Origin of the sequence: Rhizobium sp. FKY42 (assembly GCF_005222835.1) — a bacterium.
Classification (GTDB): domain Bacteria; phylum Pseudomonadota; class Alphaproteobacteria; order Rhizobiales; family Rhizobiaceae; genus Neorhizobium.
Genome location: NZ_STGA01000028.1, coordinates 194022 through 210585 on the forward strand (window position 1 = coordinate 194022; position 16564 = coordinate 210585).

Sequence of the window (16564 nt, forward strand, 5' to 3'; positions counted from 1 at the left end):
CCGTGTTGTGGTCTTAAGTAATATACCTACGTACCCCCTAAGCGGCCTAAACGGTCCAGCAAGAGAACCAAAGTGAACCGGGCTTCCTCTTCAATTGCGCTTCCCTGCACTCCTTCCATCTGGCCTTTTCCCTTTGACGCTCCCCAAGATAGCGGCTCACAAGCTGCTGGCTGACATCAAGGATGGTGGCGATGTCGGAATGGCTGAGCTTCGGGAAGAAGCAGTCCAGCCATGAGACCATCTCGGCAATCTCCATATCTGAAGGGTTCTCATCACGGTGCGGAAACCGCTCCCGGATAGAGCGTCTGTAGCTGTTCCGGCCATCTCGGAAGCTTTCCAATGCCGCTTTGGCTTCCGCCACCGGACCATTCTCTTGCAGCTCAAGCAAGGTTGTCGCTTGAGATCACCATTCCGCTATCCAGTCTCTGGCAAGGGGACTGATGACATCGAAGGGAATGGTCCCCTTCGCTTGAATGCGCTTGCCCCAACCTTTGGCAGTCACCCATGGGCATAGCCTATGACGATGTTGCCTTCCCCCGCCTTCTATCTGGAGGAAGTCCATATGTCGAAGGATGGTCCTGATGCGGCTAGGGCCGACTGAGTGAAGTTCCGCCAGTTCGGTGATGGTGATCCAATCTCCGTCTTCGACAAGGACAAGTTCCCCGGTCTTTCTATCGAGGAGCTGAGAGGTATAGAGCATGTGTGATCCTACGGTCGTCGGAAACAAAAAACCCCCGCTCTGGTGAGAACGGGGGCGCTGAGGAGATGAACAAGAGCTGGTTTAGGTTGATGTGGTTGCACGGGCAGCTTCAGCGGGGTTCGCGAAGTTGGGGATTGAGAGGATGGTGACCGGCTGCTGCGCCTCCTTGGCTTCCAGTTCAATCCAGCGATCAATGATGCGGGTGCGGAGAGCGACCGAATAACCGGAGACGAGGATCAACGTCTCCCGCTTGGGGAGATTGAAGGTGGGAAGTGTCCGGCCAGTCATGTCTTGGTAGCTCGACGCAAAAGTGCGTTCAGCTATTTCGAGCTGGACGAACATGGCCCTGATATCCCGCATCACATCAGCGTGCCGCTTATCGGTCACAAGTGCGATTTCGCGGCTGGACATCGTGAGAGTCGAAGCGGTGTTCAGGTTCACAATCTGGTTCATTTGCAGTTTCCTTGAAGTCAGGTGCGTAAAGACGCTGGGGTTCAGTGGTGATTGCAGTTCGCCCACGCGCTATTCAGGACACGCAAGGTCGAGCAGCCTTTCGGGTTCGGTCGTTGATGTTGGAGTGTGCCTTGGATGATCCTGAAATAGAAAAACCCCGCAGCAGGGCAGCTACGGGGCCGGAAGGGCAGTTCGGTTTGCTAGGGTGGGCCCCAATCGGGGTGGGTGAGAAAACGAGAGTTTGTGGCTACCCTGAGAAGGGGCTGCCCGGTGCACGCCTCAGTGTTATCTAGGGTGCGTCCCAATCGGGGTCACAGGTCTGTGTTTTACGGAAATCAGTGTCACGACTTGGCCCGCTTCGGTAACTTGACAGCTTCTACACAAGCTCTCTTTTGGTCATCGGAGGCACCACCGGAATACTTCTTCAGGGTGAAGTCACGGCCCTGCTCGTGGCCTACTACCAGTGAAATGATGCTCTCTTGCTGGCCTGCCTGCTCCGCTTGTGTGACGAACCATCGACGGAATGAGTGGAAGTTCACGAGGCTTCGGCGCTGCCCTGCATGGGCATCATCAACCTTCAGCTTCTTGCGGTACTGCGCAAACCGCTTGCCGAAGATATCCCCGGGGTTTCTCTCATTAGCCAGCTCATGGAAGAGCCATTGATGGGCGAATTTGCCCTTTAATCGCCTGCGGACGATTTCCGTCAAGTCGGGATGAACCGGCACCTTGCGTGCAGCGGCCTTGGTCTTGCCCTGCCTGATATCGAACCAGAGCTTGCCAGCCGCATCCGTCACGCATTCCTCAGCCAGAAGGGTGACAATCTCTGCCAGCCTCATCCCTGAAAGCGCAGAGATGCGAATGGCGTCGTGGATTTGATCCTTGAAGGCTTCCTTCATTCCGTCCGGGAACCGCGCATACAGCAGCGTCCGCATCTCCTCCTCCGTGAAGGGCCTTTCCTCTGCCTGCTGCTCACGCTCCGCTCTACGGCCCCGCTGAGGCATCTTCTGGCCTTCCCAAGGGTTCTTGTCGGAACCGTACAGGCCACGAGCAATGAGGTAGTCCCAATACAGCTTGACGCTGCCGTGGTGCTTCTTAGCCGTGGAGGCATGCATTCCGCTGATGTGCTCTGAGAAGTATTCCCCGGCAACTGAGCGGGTGATGTCAGGGAGTGCTAGATCCCTTCCCTTCGCCCACTCAGCGAAACGCTTGATGAGGTTACGCCGCTCTTCAGTCGTCTTCGGTGCAAGTCTGGCTTCGGTGAGATAGGCTTCGACGTACTTGTCCACCTCAACGTCGCCGTGAACAATCTTGACGAACTTGTCCCTAGCGGGTCCGCCATGTTCGCGCTTGATCTGCTCGGCGGCATCTTCGAACAGAGAGTGTGCGTCAACTGGGTTTTCCATCCCATCCGAGAAGGTTCCATCACCAAGGACCTTCGCTGCCCATGCCGAAGAGTCCCGCTTAGCTTCAGCAAGCTCTGCCCTCCACGCCAGCGCAAGCGTTTCGATGCTGTCGTTCACAGGGGCCGTAGCGCGTCCCTCACGCGCATCATTGAAGGCACGCTCAACAACCCTCTCCAGCTCATCACGGCGCTCCATGGCCTCCCTGAGGTCGCTAGTACCGAGGCTCTGGAGGTAAGCAGTTTTGCCTCCGAAGAAGGGCCTGATCTTGGCGGGAATGTCCCGTTTAAACCACCATGTCAGACCCCTCAAATCGAGGTAGCGGCGGGCGTTTTTTGACATTTCAGACCAATCATTCAGACCAATTTCTGAGGCTGATTAGCACGTGAAATCAATGGTTTCAATCGCTTAACGACCATCCGTGTAGAGCCCGCTTAGCTCCACCAAATTCTCCAATACAGCTCTACAGCTGAATTGACGCCTTTGGCGTAGTAGACGGGCTTTTCAGACCAACGTCGTCGACCTAGCAGATCACCTACCGCCTTGGCTCTCCGCCGGGCGCATAGACGCTCTTGCTCTCAAAACGAAACTTGTGACTGCACTGGCAGCGCAGCATGTATTTGCGCGGATCGCGTGACGCGAATTCGGTCGAGAAGCCCTTTGGCATTTCGTCGATCTGGAAGCCGGGATCTTTGCGGCGCGGGTCGTCATCCTCGGAAACCTCGGCAAAGCCAGAGTGTCCGCATTGAGGGCATTCAAGTTTCCGGGAATATCGATCGCGCGCTGCCATGCCGCTTACCTAAGATGGTAGCTTGATGATGGCAAGCCTCATGGCTCGATCGCTGGGACAATGTCTTGCGGGATGTCAAAACCACCTCCAGATATCGAGAGAGAAACGGAGATAAAGGCGCGTGCAGGAATTCGAACTGTTCTTTAACAGGAGCGCCGTCGAGATTGCCCGCGATCTCATCGGTGCGAGCCTTTGCGTTGACGGGATCGGCGGGGTTATCGTCGAAACGGAGGCCTATATGCCCGATGATCCGGCATCGCATAGTTTTCGCGGTCAGACCAACCGCAACCGCTCCATGTTCGGGCCAGCAGCACACGCCTATGTCTACCGTTCCTATGGCATTCACTGGTGCCTGAACTTCGTGTGCCTTCCCGCGAGCGCGGTGCTGATCCGCGCCATCCAGCCGGTCCACGGCCTGGCAGAGATGGAAGAACGGCGCAGGGTTTCCGATCCATTGCTGCTATGCGCTGGACCCGGCAGGGTTTCCCAAGCGCTTGGCATTGATATCCGGCATGATGGACTGCCGCTAGGAATGCCTCCCTTCGAATTGACGATAATTCGCGAACCGGCGTTGGTGGTTACTGACAGAAGAATCGGCATTAGCAAGGCGGTGGATCATCTCTGGCGATTCGGCCTGCAGGACTCCGTCTACCTGAGCAAAAAATTCAGGTCGCCTTAATTGGTAAAATTGGCAGTGACCTCACCAAGACTATTTTAAACCTAAAACATCTGGATTATCGTTTGTCTGTTTTCTTCGGCTGTGACGAGACGTTGAGGTTTATGATGGGATTGTCGGCATGATGGATTTCGCTAGGACACGTACACTGTTTCACATGCCGGAAGGTGTCATTTATCTGGATGGGAATTCGCTCGGGCCTTTGCCCCATTCTGCCGTGGAGCGGGTCTCGTCGCTGATGACAGATCAGTGGGGCGAAATGCTGATCCGCGGCTGGAACGAGGCACAGTGGATGACCATGCCCCGCCGGGTGGGCGACCGTATTGGCCGGCTGATCGGTGCACCTGCCGGAACCGTGGTCATGGGTGACACGCTTTCCATCAAGGTGTACCAGGCACTTGCCTCTGCCCTGGATCTCGTTGAAGACAAAAGCCGCCGGGTGATCCTGTCGGATAGCGGCAACTTTCCCTCCGATCTCTATATGGCAGAAGGGCTCATCGAGTCTCTTGATCGCGGCTATGTACTCAAGGTTGTCGCGCCGGACGAAGTGGAGGCGGCGATCGACGAAACCGTGGCCGTGACGATGTTGACGGAAGTGGATTATCGTACAGGTCGTCTGCACGATATGAAGGCGCTGACCGCCAAGGCCCATGCCGTGGATGCACTTGCGATCTGGGATCTGGCGCATTCTGCGGGCGCCATCCCGGTTGACCTCGCGGGGGCTGAAGCCGATTTCGCCGTGGGCTGCACCTACAAATATTTGAACGGTGGGCCGGGTGCGCCTGCCTTCATCTATGTTGCGCCAAAATGGGCGGATCAAGCACGCCCTGCCCTCTCGGGATGGCTGGGCCACGAAAGACCATTTGCGTTCGATCTCACCTATCAACCGGGCGACGGAATCGACCGCATGCGCGTTGGTACGCCGCCCATCATTGCGCTGGCGGCTTTGGATGCCGCGCTCGATGCCTGGGACGGGGTTGAGATGGTCGATGTACGGGAAAAATCGATTGCGCTTTGCGATCTCTTCATCCGCGAAGTGGAGGCCAAGTGCCCGAGCCTGACACTCGGTTCGCCGCGAGAAGGGACCAAACGTGGCAGCCAGGTGTCGTTCATTCATGCAGAAGGCTATGCCATCATGCAGGCGCTGATCAGCCGCGGCGTGATCGGCGATTTTCGCGCGCCGAATGCGATCCGCTTCGGCTTCACGCCGCTCTACATCGATGAGGCCGATGTGGTCGCTGCCGTCGACATTCTGGCGGATATCATGGCCAACACCCTCTGGGACCAGCCGCAGTTCAAGCAGAAGGCGCTCGTAACGTGACCGACAAGCCCTATGATCCCGCAAAGGAAGGGGCGCAAATGTCCTTCCGCGAGCGCATGTCCTATACGGACTATCTGCAGCTTGACCCGATCCTGTCTGCACAGAAACCGCTTTCCAGCGCACATGACGAATTGCTGTTCATCATCCAGCACCAGACGTCGGAACTCTGGATGAAGCTGGCCATCCACGAGATCACCTCCGCCATGCAGGCTATTCGCCGGGACGATCCGCAGCCCGCGTTCAAGATGCTGTCACGCGTGGCACGCATCTTCGAGCAGTTGAACAGCGCCTGGGACGTTCTGCGCACGATGACGCCAAGCGAGTATACCGATTTCCGCAATGCGCTTGGTCAGTCTTCCGGCTTTCAGTCCTATCAGTATCGCGCAATCGAGTTTCTGGCGGGCAATCGCAATGCAGCCATGTTGGGACCACACCAGCATCGACCCGACCTGCTGGCGCATCTGGAAGACATTCTTTCCCGCCCCAGTCTGTATGACGAAGCCATTCTGCTTCTCGGACGAAGCGGTTTCGACATCGGCGCTGACGGCGAACGCCAGGATTGGCGTGAAAAGCGTGGTGAGAGCGAGCAGGTGCTGGAAGCTTGGCGAGCCGTCTATGCGGCACCCGGCAAACATTGGGTGCTTTACGAGCTGGCAGAGAAGCTGGTGGATTTCGAAGACTATTTCCGTCGCTGGCGTTTCAACCATGTCACCACCGTCGAGCGTGTCATCGGCTTCAAGCGCGGAACCGGTGGGACGTCTGGCACCCAGTATCTGAAGAAGATGCTGGAGGTGGAACTCTTTCCAGAATTGTGGCGCGTCAGAACCGTACTTTGACACCAGCGGGAGGGATTGATGCTGTTTTACCGGATCGATGACTGGAGCGACGCCTATACAAATGGCGGCAACATCCCGCACGGCGAGGCATGGCCGCAATCCTGGGTAGAACCGGCAAGGCTCTATCGCGAACGCATGGTCGAAGCAGGTCGCGCCCGGCTCGATCTTTCCTATGGAGCAAGCACGCGCAATCGCTTCGATCTTTTCCTTCCACAAGGAACTCCGAAGGGCCTCGTCGTCTACGTCCACGGCGGCTATTGGCAGGCGCTCGACAAAGGCTACTGGTCGCATCTGGCCAATGGCAGCATCGAGCATGGCTATGCGGTGGCCATGCCTTCCTACACGCTGTGTCCGGATGTGCATGTGGGTGACATCGTTCAGGAAGTCGCCGCCGCCATTGCAGATGCAGCCGGTGAGATCGATGGGCCAATCCACCTGACGGGCCACTCCGCCGGCGGCCATCTTGTCACGCGCATGGTGGCCGAAAATTCACCCCTGCCCAACGAGGTTCGTTCCCGGGTGCGGACGGTGGTTTCGATTTCCGGTGTTCATGATCTGCGGCCACTGGTGAACACCAACCTCAATGCCAAGCTGCGGCTTGACGATGAGGAGGCCGCTCAGGAAAGTCCCGTCTTGATGCGACCCGGTCGCGACACACGGCTTTTCTGCTGGGTGGGTGCGAACGAGCGTTCGGAATTCGTTCGCCAGAATACGTTGATGGCCAGCGTCTGGCTCGGTCTCGGCGCGGCAACCGGAGCCTATGCGGAACCTGACAAGCACCATTTCACGATTGTCGATGGGCTTGCCGATCCTCATCATCCGCTGGTGACGACCCTTCTCTCCTGACCTTTCACGCTTCTTCGTTTTCGTCTGCAAAATGTGAGCACTCGACGATTGAATGGCCCCTCCCCTTCAGGCTGACGCAGATCTAGGTTGAGCTGGGCAGGATGCGAATCACCGGGTGACGACAAATGACCGTGGCAAGACGAAAGCGATTGATTCGTGCGCAACGCGCCTGGACAGGGATTGCGCTCGTTGCTGCGATTTCTTTCCTGGCCGGAATGACCGATGCCATCGGCCTGCGGCTTTCCGGTGACTTTGTGTCCTTCATGACCGGGAATACAACGCGTGCCGCCATCTTCATCGTGGACGGCAACTGGGGACATGGACTGGTGCTGCTCGGCGCCATTGCGCTTTTCGTCATGGGTAACGCGCTGGGAATCGTCATGGCCAGTATCGTTCGACGCAGGATCTTCGGCGTCTTGGCCGCGGTGGCCCTGCTCCTCAGCCTCGCGTCAATATTGGACCAACCGCAGTTTGGCGTGCTGCGCTTCTACCTCGTCGTTCTTGCCATGGGCGTCGTGAATGCCGCTGTCGAGCAGATTGAAGGCCTGCCCATCGGTCTGACCTATGTGACGGGGGCGTTATCGCGTCTGGGGCGCGGCATTGGCCGTTTCATCATGGGAAACAGGCGGCTGGACTGGTCCATCCAGATCGTACCTTGGTCCGGCATGGTGACAGGTGCTCTTTGCGGCGCCCTGATCGGCGGGGCATTTGCGCGCGAATCATTATTCCTTGCGGCGGTTTTTGCGATGACCATCGCCATTTCGTCGCTTTTCATCCGCAAGACGCTTCATCATCGCTATAATCATCGCTCAGCCAGTACCTCACGCAGATAATGTTCATGTTCTATCTCTCGAAGATCGTCTGGCTGGTCGCACAGCCGCTTTCGCTTGTGTTCCTGGCGATCCTGCTGGCACTGCTTCTCAGCCTCGCGGGATGGCGGAGATCCGGTTTCCTGTTTTCAAGCCTTGCTGCGCTTATGCTGTTCGTGACGCTTTATACGACAACCGGCAATGTTCTTCTACAAAGGCTCGAGAACCAAGCGGTTCGCCCTCAACAGCATCCCGCCTCCGTTTCCTGTATCATCATGCTGGGCGGCGCGATCGAAAACGACGTGATGGATGCACGCGGCGGCATCGAGTTCAATGCAGCCGCCGACCGTTATACGCAGACGGTGAACCTGGCTCTCAAATACCCGCACGCCAAGCTGATCGTTTCCGGCGGTGACGGTTCGTTCAGCGGTCGCTATGAGGGTGAAGCAAAGGCGACAGAAGGCTTCTTTGCGGATTTTGGGATCACGGCCGAGCGGCTGATCAAGGAGAATTCATCGCGCAACACTTTCGAGAACTCGGCCAATACAAAAGATGTGCTGAGCGCCAATGGACTGGCTGATTGCCTGCTTGTGACATCGGCTTTCCACATGCCACGCGCCATGGCGCTCTTTGCCAAAATGGGGATCAGCGTCGTCCCTTACCCTGTCGATTATCGCACGACGGGTAAGACAAGCCTCAGCTTCGATTTCACCCAACCTTCGCTGAATGCCCAGAACATGGCAACGGCGGTCCGGGAATGGCTGGCGATTATCGCCTATCGGCTAGCCGGTCGAACAAAGTGACTATTTCTTCGAGATCGTCACCATCTGCGCGCCACGGATCCGGACCGTCATTGCGCAATCGGGTTTTTCTGTGCGGTTGCAATACTTCGGGTGCATCTTGAATACGAACACCATGTTGCCGAACCGCTTGACGAAATCATAGCCATAAATCTGGGCGGTGGCGATCATGAAGTAACCGCCTTCCTTGACCTGCAGATAGAAGTTATTGGGGCAGCCTTCCTCATTGCAGCCGATGCCCTTCTGGCCCTTGCAGGTCATTTCTCCATGATTGACAACGGCGTCGATCAAACCATCATTATTGACGTCAAAGCGCTTGATGAAGCCATCGCCGAACAAAACGCCGGGGCATTCCTTGCGATAGTGATCCTTCTCGTAGATCTCGGGATCGCTTAACAACTGCTGCTGCGCAATGGCAAGCGAAGGCACGAATGCCATGAAGATGACGAGCGATGACATCAAGAAAAGAATGCTGCAGCTTTTTAACACGATCGACTTCCCCGATGCTTTCTCACGGCATACAAACCTGCCGGGACGGCGGCATCAAAATCAGATGCCGCGCATATAATCGCGCCGTACTTGTGCGACGCTTGCGAACACTGAAGGGAACGGCCTGCCATGGCTATGCTTGGATTGCTGGATTACGCAGGTGTCGCCCTTTTTGCTGCAACGGGCGCGCTCGCAGCATCACGCAAGCAGTTGGATCTCATTGGTTTTCTGTTCTTCTCGGCTGCAACGGGGGTAGGCGGCGGCACTCTGCGTGATCTCGTGCTCGGCAAGCCCGTATTCTGGGTCGCGGACCCGACCTATCTGCTCATCTGCGTCGCGGTCGGGATCATCGTGTTTCTCACAGCGCACATGATCGAATGGCGCTACCAGCTGCTGATATGGCTGGATGCGATCGGTCTCTCGGCCTACAGCGTCATGGGCGCGGCCAAGGGTCTCGCGACCACCGGTTCGCCAACCATCGCCATCGTTACGGGCACGATGACTGCCACGTTCGGCGGCATTCTGCGCGATCTGATTGCCAACGAGCCGTCAATTCTGCTGCGCCCTGAAATCTACGTGACTGCTGCTCTCGCTGGCGCCAGCGCCTTCACAGCTGCACAACTGCTGGAGCTGCCACTTGTCGCGAGTTCCGCGGCAGGCATCTTCATCGCTTTTGCGCTTCGCGGAGGTGCGCTGTACTTCGGATGGACGCTGCCGCGCTATCGCCCGCGTCCAGGCCGGCCCGCAGACGAGGCCCTGAAGACGAAAAACAAACGGCAGAGATAATCAGGATTTCTTTTCGCGCAGGCGGATGATCACATCCACATGGGCGATTTCCATTCCCTCGGGAGCTTCGGGAAGATTACCGATTTCGATATTACTGACGGGAATATCCAGCACCTCATTGCGTCCCTCGACGAAGAAGTGATGGTGATCGGACACATTCGTGTCGAAATAGGTTTTCGCGCTCTCAACGGCCAGTACGCGAATCAGTCCGGCTTCCGTAAACTGGTGAAGCGTATTGTAGACGGTCGCCAGCGACACCGGCACGCCTGCCTGGGAGGCCTCCTCGTGCAGTTCTTCGACCGTCAGATGACGATCGCCTTTGGCGAACAGGAGATCGGCCAGCGCAACGCGCTGACGCGTCGGGCGCAAGCCGCACGCGCGAAGTCTTGTTTCCACTTGAACTGTGGCGTCCGCCATTCGTTGCCTTGCTCCATCAAGACCAATGTACTCAAGTTTTTGATATAACTTTTGCGGCGGTTACTTTCAATAGCGACGATTCGAGCATCTGTCGGTCCCAATTGGTCGAAATGCGAAAAATGCGCTTAAAGCCTCTGGTTTGCGGGTGCCGCTTCCTATATGCCGACCACCAAGATGGCGCGAAAAGCTTCTGCTTATCCGCAGGAGACCCAACCCTCGCGCTTCATTTTCCAGCGGTCTTGCTTTAAACACGCTGTGGACCAAAGACGAGGGGGAACGGAAAGACCTCATGAGCAGCAGACAATCCAGCTACACATACGAAGAACTGATCGAGTGCGCCCACGGCAGACTGTTTGGGCCAGGCAATGCGCAATTGCCGCTGCCGCCCATGCTGATGGTTCACCGCATCACGGAAATTTCCGAAACTGGCGGCGCCTTCGACAAGGGCTTTCTGCGCGCCGAGTTCGATGTGCGGCCGGACGACTGGTATTTTCCGTGCCATTTCGAAGGCAATCCGATCATGCCAGGATGCCTCGGCCTTGACGGGATGTGGCAGCTGACAGGCTTTTTCCTTGGCTGGCTGGGTGAAGAAGGCCGCGGAATGGCTCTCTCAACTGGCGAAGTCAAGTTCAAGGGCATGGTTCGCCCGCATACAAAACTCCTGGAATACGGCATCGACTTCAAGCGTGTCATGCGTGGGCGCCTCGTTCTTGGCACCGCCGATGGCTGGCTGAAGGCCGATGGCGAGACGATCTATCAGGCGACCGACCTGCGCGTTGGGCTTTCCAAGGACAAGGCGGCCTGATTGCAGGCCAGTGCCAGGAAGCCGGCGATGTCGGCTTTCTCTTTTCAACGACTTCAAAAGGTTCATTGTCATGCGACGGGTAGTTGTCACGGGTTTGGGTGTCGTTTCTTCGATCGGCAATAATGCCGATGAGGTGGCCGCCTCGCTTCGCGATGCCAAATCCGGCATCACCTTCTCCAGCGACTTTGCCGAACACGGCTTCAAGTGCCAGGTCTGGGGTAAGCCAACTCTTGATCCAGCCGAGCTGGTGGATCGGCGCGCCATGCGCTTTCTCTCCCAGGGTGGCGCGTGGAACCATGTTGCCATGAAGCAGGCCATTGCCGATGCCGGACTGGAAGAGGCCGATTATGCGCAGAACGAGCGCGTGGGCATCATCATGGGCTCCGGTGGTCCTTCAACCCGCCAGATCGTTGAAGCAGCTGACATCGTACGGCAGAACAACAGCCCTAAGCGCATCGGCCCGTTTGCCGTGCCGAAGGCCATGTCTTCCACCGCTTCTGCAACACTTGCCACCTGGTTCAAGCTGCACGGCGTCAACTACTCCATCTCCTCTGCCTGCTCCACCTCGGCGCACTGCATCGGCAATGCCGTTGAAATGATCCAGTGGGGCAAGCAGGACATGATGTTCGCGGGCGGCCACGAGGATCTGGACTGGACGATGTCCGACCTCTTCGACGCCATGGGCGCGATGTCCACAAAGTACAACGATAGCGCCGCGGTCGCTTCGCGCGCCTATGATGCCAACCGAGACGGCTTTGTCATCGCTGGTGGCGCGGGCGTTCTGGTTCTGGAAGAGCTGGAGCGTGCCAAGGCGCGTGGCACGAAGATCTACGCCGAAGTGGTCGGCTATGGCGCGACATCCGACGGCTACGACATGGTCGCCCCCTCCGGCGAAGGTGCAATCCGCTGCATGCGGCAGGCGCTCTCTACAGTTAAGGGCGAGGTCGATTACATCAATACCCATGGCACCTCGACGCCGGTTGGCGATGCCAAGGAAATGGGCGCCATTCGCGAAGTGTTCGGCTCCAAGATCCCGCATATCCAGTCCACCAAGTCCCTGACCGGCCATTCGCTGGGGGCAGCAGGCGTTCAGGAATCGATCTATTCGCTTCTGATGATGCAGGCTGGCTTCATCGGCGAAAGCGCGCATATCGAGGAGATCGATCCGGAGTTTGCCGACATGCCAGTCGTCCGTGAGCGGATCGACAATGCGAAGTTCGACATTGCCCTCTCCAACTCCTTCGGGTTCGGCGGCACCAACGCCACGCTCGTCTTCCAGCGTTATAACGGATAATCCCATGAGCGGTATCATGCAGGGTAAGCGCGGGCTCATCATGGGCGTCGCCAACAATCACTCGATCGCCTGGGGCATCGCCAAGGCGGTTGCGGCACAGGGGGCGGAACTGGCATTCACCTTTCAGGGTGATGCACTTGGCCGCCGCGTCAAACCATTGGCCGCAGAGGTCAACTCGGACTTTGTCTTGCCATGCGATGTCGAGGATCTGGCATCTGTTGATGCAACATTCGATGCCATCAAGGAGCGTTGGGGCAAGCTGGACTTCATCGTCCACGCGATCGGCTTCTCCGACAAGAACGAACTGAAGGGTCTTTACGCGGACACGACGCGCGACAACTTCAGCCGCACCATGGTCATCTCCTGTTTCTCCTTCACGGAAATCGCCAAGCGCGCCGCAGAACTGATGACAGACGATGGCGCGATGCTGACACTGACCTATGGCGGCTCGGTGCGCGTCATTCCGAACTACAATGTTATGGGTGTTGCGAAGGCAGCCTTGGAAGCCTCTGTGCGCTATCTGGCAGCGGACTATGGCCCGAAAGGAATTCGCGTCAATGCGATCTCTGCCGGTCCTGTACGCACGCTGGCGGGTGCAGGCATTTCCGATGCACGCGCCATCTACTCGTGGAACCAGAAGAATTCGCCGCTGCGCCGTACTGCGACAATTGAGGATATCGGCGGTTCCGCCCTCTACCTTCTGTCAGATCTCTCGCGCGGCGTGACAGGCGAAATCCACTATGTGGATGCCGGCTATAACATCACCTCGCTGCCTAACCTTGACCGGTTGCGTAACGCAGACGCCGAGTAAGCTGGTAGAACTCACTACGCTAAAGGCCCCCGAACCGTCCGATCCGGGGGCCTTTTTTTCGTGTCTTACATCCTGCTTACTTGCGCGCCTGAAGCACCTTGAAGCGGGCGTTGCGGCAGACTTCGCTGCTTTCCTTGAATTCTGCCTTAAGGACTGGCTCATAGGGGAGACCGCGGTTGGCTACCATCAGCAACTGACCGCCGATGCGCAAGGCGCTAGATGCTGCCTTGATGAAAGTCTGGCCGATGGCTGGATCGGCCGCATGGCCCTCATGAAATGGCGGGTTCATGATCACGAGATCGTACTTCTCCTTGATCGGCTCAGCCACCAGATCCTGCCAGAAAAAGCGGGTCGCGAGATCCGGGCAGTTGCGGGCAAGGTTCTTTCTGGCGAATTCCAGCGCGCGGTGATCGGCCTCGAACAGATCGATGCGGTTGGTCCGCGGTGAAGCTTCTTTGAGCATCACTGAGAGATAGCCCCATCCAGCGCCGAGATCAGCCGCGTTTCCGTCGAAATCACGCGGCAGGCGGCTGGCGAGCAGCTCCGAGCCCGGATCGACATGGTCGTGTGAGAAGGTTCCCGGCACGGCTTCAAACCGACCATCGACGAGTTGAGCCGACTTGGAGAGCTTGACCACCGCTGTGGTGACATCCGCCGGGCGTGTGAACCAGACAACAACGCCGTGATACTTGGGCATGTGCTCAACATCGAAGCCAAGATTGGCGAGCTGCTTGCGAAGCGGCTGGATGCCGTCTTCCTTGGCGCCGGCCAGAACAATGACACCACCTTCACGCACACGCGTCAGGGCTTCGGCTACGTTGTTCTCGTTCTCGCCCTTGTGCTTGCTGCACAGGATGAGAGCGCCATCGAAGCCTTCACCTTCCACTTCCGGCGCCACATGTGCGCCGGTGGCACTCAAAGGGCGGAAAAGCGGGCGAAGCGGCTGAATGTTCAGGATCTCAGCCTTGAAGTCCTCGGGCAAGCGAGGTGCCACTTCTGCGGCAAGAAAGAGGAAACGGCTGCCCTCGCCCGGCGCGTCCAGCGTGCCGATAGCGAAGGGATGGAAAAGGGTCTTTGCGGCGTCGCGGATCATGATGGGTTCCGGGTCTTTGGATAGCAAAAGGGCGCGGAAACGATCCCGCGCCCCAGGAATGGTCTCACGAAGAAACCTTATTCAGCGGCAGCGTCGCCTTCAGACTTCTTGATTTCCTGGCCGGTTGCCTGATCGACAACCTTCATGGACAGGCGAACCTTGCCACGCTCATCGAAGCCCATCAGCTTGACCCAGACCTTGTCGCCTTCCTTGACGACGTCCGAGGTCTTGGCAACGCGCTCGGAAGCAAGCTGCGAGATGTGGACGAGGCCGTCGCGTGCGCCGAAGAAGTTGACGAATGCGCCAAAGTCCGCCGTCTTGACGACGGTGCCTTCGTAGATGGCGCCAACTTCCGGCTCTGCCACGATGGAGTGAATCCACTTGCGGGCTGCTTCGATTTCCTTGCCGGAAGCAGAAGCAATCTTGACCGTACCGTCGTCCTCGATGTTGATCTTGGCGCCGGTCTTCTCGACGATTTCGCGGATGACCTTGCCGCCCGAACCGATGACTTCACGGATCTTGTCGACCGGGATGTTCATGACTTCGATGCGCGGCGCAAATTCGCCGAGCTGACCACGGCTCTCGGTAATGGCCTTCGCCATTTCGCCGAGAATGTGGTTACGGCCACCCTTGGCCTGATTCAGAGCGACCTTCATGATCTCTTCGGTGATACCGGCGATCTTGATGTCCATCTGCAGCGAGGTAATGCCAGCTTCGGTACCGGCAACCTTGAAGTCCATGTCGCCGAGGTGATCTTCGTCACCCAGAATGTCGGAGAGAACCGCGAAGCGCTCACCTTCAAGGATCAGGCCCATGGCGATACCGGCAACCGGCTTGGCCAATGGAACGCCTGCATCCATCAGTGCGAGCGAGGTACCGCAAACAGTTGCCATGGAGGACGAACCGTTGGACTCGGTGATTTCAGAGACAACGCGCAGCGTATAGGGGAACTGCTCCGGGCTCGGCAGCATCGGATGAATGGCGCGCCATGCGAGCTTGCCATGACCGATTTCGCGACGGCCCGGGGAGCCCATGCGGCCGGTTTCGCCAACAGAATAGGGCGGGAAGTTGTAATGGAGCATGAACTGCTCCTTGTACATGCCCGTCAGGCTGTCGACGTACTGCTCGTCTTCGCCCGTGCCGAGCGTTGCAACAACCAGCGCCTGCGTTTCACCGCGGGTGAAGAGAGCGGAGCCGTGTGTGCGCGGCAGGATACCGACTTCCGAGATGATCGGACGAACGGTTTCGAGGTCGCGACCGTCGATGCGGCTCTTGGTGTCGAGGATGTTCCAGCGAACGATCTTTGCCTGCAGGTGTTTGAACACAGCTGCGACAACTTCAGGCGCATACTTGGCTTCCCCTTCGGCAGGCAGGAAGTGTGCCTTGACCTTTGCCTTGACGGCATCGACGGCCGCATAACGGTCTGCCTTCTGGGTGATCTTGTAGGCGTCGCGCAGTTCGGCTTCGGCAAGCTTCAGCATTTCGGCTTCGAGTTCGGAATGATCTTCCGGTTCGAATTCACGCGGCTCCTTGGCAGCCACTTCAGCCAGCTTGATGATGGCGTCGATGACCGGCTGGAAACCCTTGTGGCCGAACATGACGGCGCCAAGCATGACTTCTTCGTTGAGTTCCTTGGCTTCGGACTCAACCATCAGAACCGCGTCGGATGTACCGGCGACAACGAGGTCGAGTGTCGACTCGTCCATCTCGTCGAGATGCGGGTTCAGGACGTATTCGCCGTTGATGTAGCCAACGCGTGCGCCGCCAACCGGGCCCATGAACGGAACGCCAGAGAGCGTCAGGGCCGCAGAGGTTGCAACCATGGACAGGATGTCCGGATTGTTTTCCAAGTCATGCTGGATAACGGTTACGACAACCTGCGTGTCGTTCTTGTAGCCTTCCGGGAAAAGCGGACGGATCGGACGGTCGATCAGGCGCGAAACCAGCGTTTCGTTTTCCGAAGGACGACCTTCACGCTTGAAATAGCCACCCGGAATCTTGCCGGCAGCATAGGTCTTTTCCTGATAATTGACGGTCAGCGGAAAGAAGTCCTGGCCCGGCTTCGTCTCCTTGGCAGAGACCACAGTCGCCAAGACAACGGTTTCGCCGTAGGTGGCGATAACGGAACCATCAGCCTGACGAGCTACCTTGCCGGTTTCCAGTCGGAGCGTGCGGCCTGCCCACTCGATTTCGACAGCATGTGTGTTGAACATGATTTTCGGTCCTTCATGCGCGGCG

At 57.7% G+C, this 16564-nt stretch carries 19 protein-coding genes; 10 read left to right on the forward strand and 9 right to left on the reverse strand.

The features are described 5' to 3' along the window. Window positions 1-46: 46 nt before the first annotated feature. From E8M78_RS10435 to E8M78_RS10455, 5 genes are all read right to left on the reverse strand, one after another. Window positions 47-388, reverse strand: coding sequence for a hypothetical protein (locus tag E8M78_RS10435; RefSeq protein WP_137134996.1), 342 nt, complete (start codon window positions 386-388; stop codon window positions 47-49). 15 nt (window positions 389-403) lie between these two features. Continuing rightward, window positions 404-700 carry a hypothetical protein gene (locus E8M78_RS10440; protein ID WP_137134997.1) on the reverse strand — a complete coding sequence of 99 codons (297 nt, stop codon included), beginning with the start codon at window positions 698-700 and terminating at the stop codon, window positions 404-406. 81 nt (window positions 701-781) lie between these two features. Next, complete coding sequence (locus E8M78_RS10445) at window positions 782-1153, reverse strand: Rha family transcriptional regulator (RefSeq protein ID WP_137134998.1); 372 nt, start codon at window positions 1151-1153, stop codon at window positions 782-784. Between the two features lie 341 nt (window positions 1154-1494). Beyond that, window positions 1495-2895, reverse strand: a complete 1401-nt coding sequence (locus E8M78_RS10450) for a DUF6538 domain-containing protein (RefSeq protein ID WP_137134999.1) — start codon at window positions 2893-2895, stop codon at window positions 1495-1497. A gap of 193 nt (window positions 2896-3088) precedes the next feature. After that, window positions 3089-3343: a hypothetical protein gene (locus E8M78_RS10455; protein WP_137135000.1), complete on the reverse strand. Its 255-nt coding sequence runs from the start codon at window positions 3341-3343 to the stop codon at window positions 3089-3091. Window positions 3344-3464: 121 nt separating this feature from the next. Between E8M78_RS10455 and E8M78_RS10460 the strand changes: the two genes are divergently transcribed. From E8M78_RS10460 to E8M78_RS10485, 6 genes are all read left to right on the forward strand, one after another. After that, a complete protein-coding gene (locus tag E8M78_RS10460) occupies window positions 3465-4022 on the forward strand; it encodes a DNA-3-methyladenine glycosylase (RefSeq protein WP_137135001.1) in 558 nt (185 codons plus the stop codon). A 118-nt stretch (window positions 4023-4140) separates the two neighbouring features. Beyond that, on the forward strand, window positions 4141-5340 hold the full coding sequence (gene kynU / locus E8M78_RS10465) for a kynureninase (protein ID WP_137135002.1): 1200 nt from the start codon (window positions 4141-4143) through the stop codon (window positions 5338-5340). Next, window positions 5337-6176 (forward strand): tryptophan 2,3-dioxygenase, encoded by an 840-nt coding sequence (gene kynA / locus E8M78_RS10470; protein ID WP_205910234.1) that lies wholly within the window; start codon window positions 5337-5339, stop codon window positions 6174-6176. Before kynU ends, kynA begins: the two co-directional genes overlap by 4 nt. Before the next feature lie 18 nt (window positions 6177-6194). After that, window positions 6195-7022, forward strand: a complete 828-nt coding sequence (locus tag E8M78_RS10475; protein ID WP_137135003.1) for an alpha/beta hydrolase — start codon at window positions 6195-6197, stop codon at window positions 7020-7022. A 125-nt stretch (window positions 7023-7147) separates the two neighbouring features. Then, window positions 7148-7855 carry a YoaK family protein gene (locus tag E8M78_RS10480; RefSeq protein WP_137135004.1) on the forward strand — a complete coding sequence of 236 codons (708 nt, stop codon included), beginning with the start codon at window positions 7148-7150 and terminating at the stop codon, window positions 7853-7855. A 5-nt stretch (window positions 7856-7860) separates the two neighbouring features. After that, entirely contained in the window at window positions 7861-8634 is a 774-nt protein-coding gene (locus E8M78_RS10485) for a YdcF family protein (protein ID WP_137135005.1), read from the forward strand. On the opposite strand, the gene E8M78_RS10490 is transcribed toward E8M78_RS10485, so the two are convergent. Next, window positions 8635-9090, reverse strand: a complete 456-nt coding sequence (locus E8M78_RS10490; RefSeq protein ID WP_137135006.1) for a hypothetical protein — start codon at window positions 9088-9090, stop codon at window positions 8635-8637. It lies immediately after the preceding gene. Window positions 9091-9249: 159 nt separating this feature from the next. Here E8M78_RS10490 and E8M78_RS10495 point away from each other — a divergent pair, with 159 nt between their 5' ends. Then, a complete protein-coding gene (locus E8M78_RS10495) occupies window positions 9250-9906 on the forward strand; it encodes a trimeric intracellular cation channel family protein (RefSeq protein WP_137135007.1) in 657 nt (218 codons plus the stop codon). On the opposite strand, the gene irrA is transcribed toward E8M78_RS10495, so the two are convergent. After that, window positions 9907-10323 carry an iron response transcriptional regulator IrrA gene (gene irrA / locus E8M78_RS10500; RefSeq protein WP_137135008.1) on the reverse strand — a complete coding sequence of 139 codons (417 nt, stop codon included), beginning with the start codon at window positions 10321-10323 and terminating at the stop codon, window positions 9907-9909. A 289-nt stretch (window positions 10324-10612) separates the two neighbouring features. On the opposite strand from irrA, the gene fabA reads away from it, so the two are divergent. The 3 genes from fabA (at window position 10613) to fabI (ending at window position 13233) form a co-directional block, all read left to right on the forward strand. Further along, a complete protein-coding gene (fabA, locus tag E8M78_RS10505; RefSeq protein WP_062554966.1) occupies window positions 10613-11128 on the forward strand; it encodes a 3-hydroxyacyl-[acyl-carrier-protein] dehydratase FabA in 516 nt (171 codons plus the stop codon). Between the two features lie 70 nt (window positions 11129-11198). Next, a complete protein-coding gene (fabB, locus tag E8M78_RS10510) occupies window positions 11199-12422 on the forward strand; it encodes a beta-ketoacyl-ACP synthase I (protein WP_137135009.1) in 1224 nt (407 codons plus the stop codon). Between the two features lie 4 nt (window positions 12423-12426). Continuing rightward, complete coding sequence (gene fabI / locus E8M78_RS10515) at window positions 12427-13233, forward strand: enoyl-ACP reductase FabI (RefSeq protein WP_137135010.1); 807 nt, start codon at window positions 12427-12429, stop codon at window positions 13231-13233. 76 nt (window positions 13234-13309) lie between these two features. Here the strand turns inward: fabI and E8M78_RS10520 are convergent, their stop codons facing one another. After that, a complete protein-coding gene (locus E8M78_RS10520) occupies window positions 13310-14326 on the reverse strand; it encodes a class I SAM-dependent methyltransferase (RefSeq protein WP_137135011.1) in 1017 nt (338 codons plus the stop codon). A 77-nt stretch (window positions 14327-14403) separates the two neighbouring features. Then, the gene (pnp, locus tag E8M78_RS10525; RefSeq protein WP_137135012.1) at window positions 14404-16539 is read right to left on the reverse strand and encodes a polyribonucleotide nucleotidyltransferase; all 2136 of its coding nucleotides are present in this window, start codon (window positions 16537-16539) and stop codon (window positions 14404-14406) included. Window positions 16540-16564: the final 25 nt, after the last annotated feature.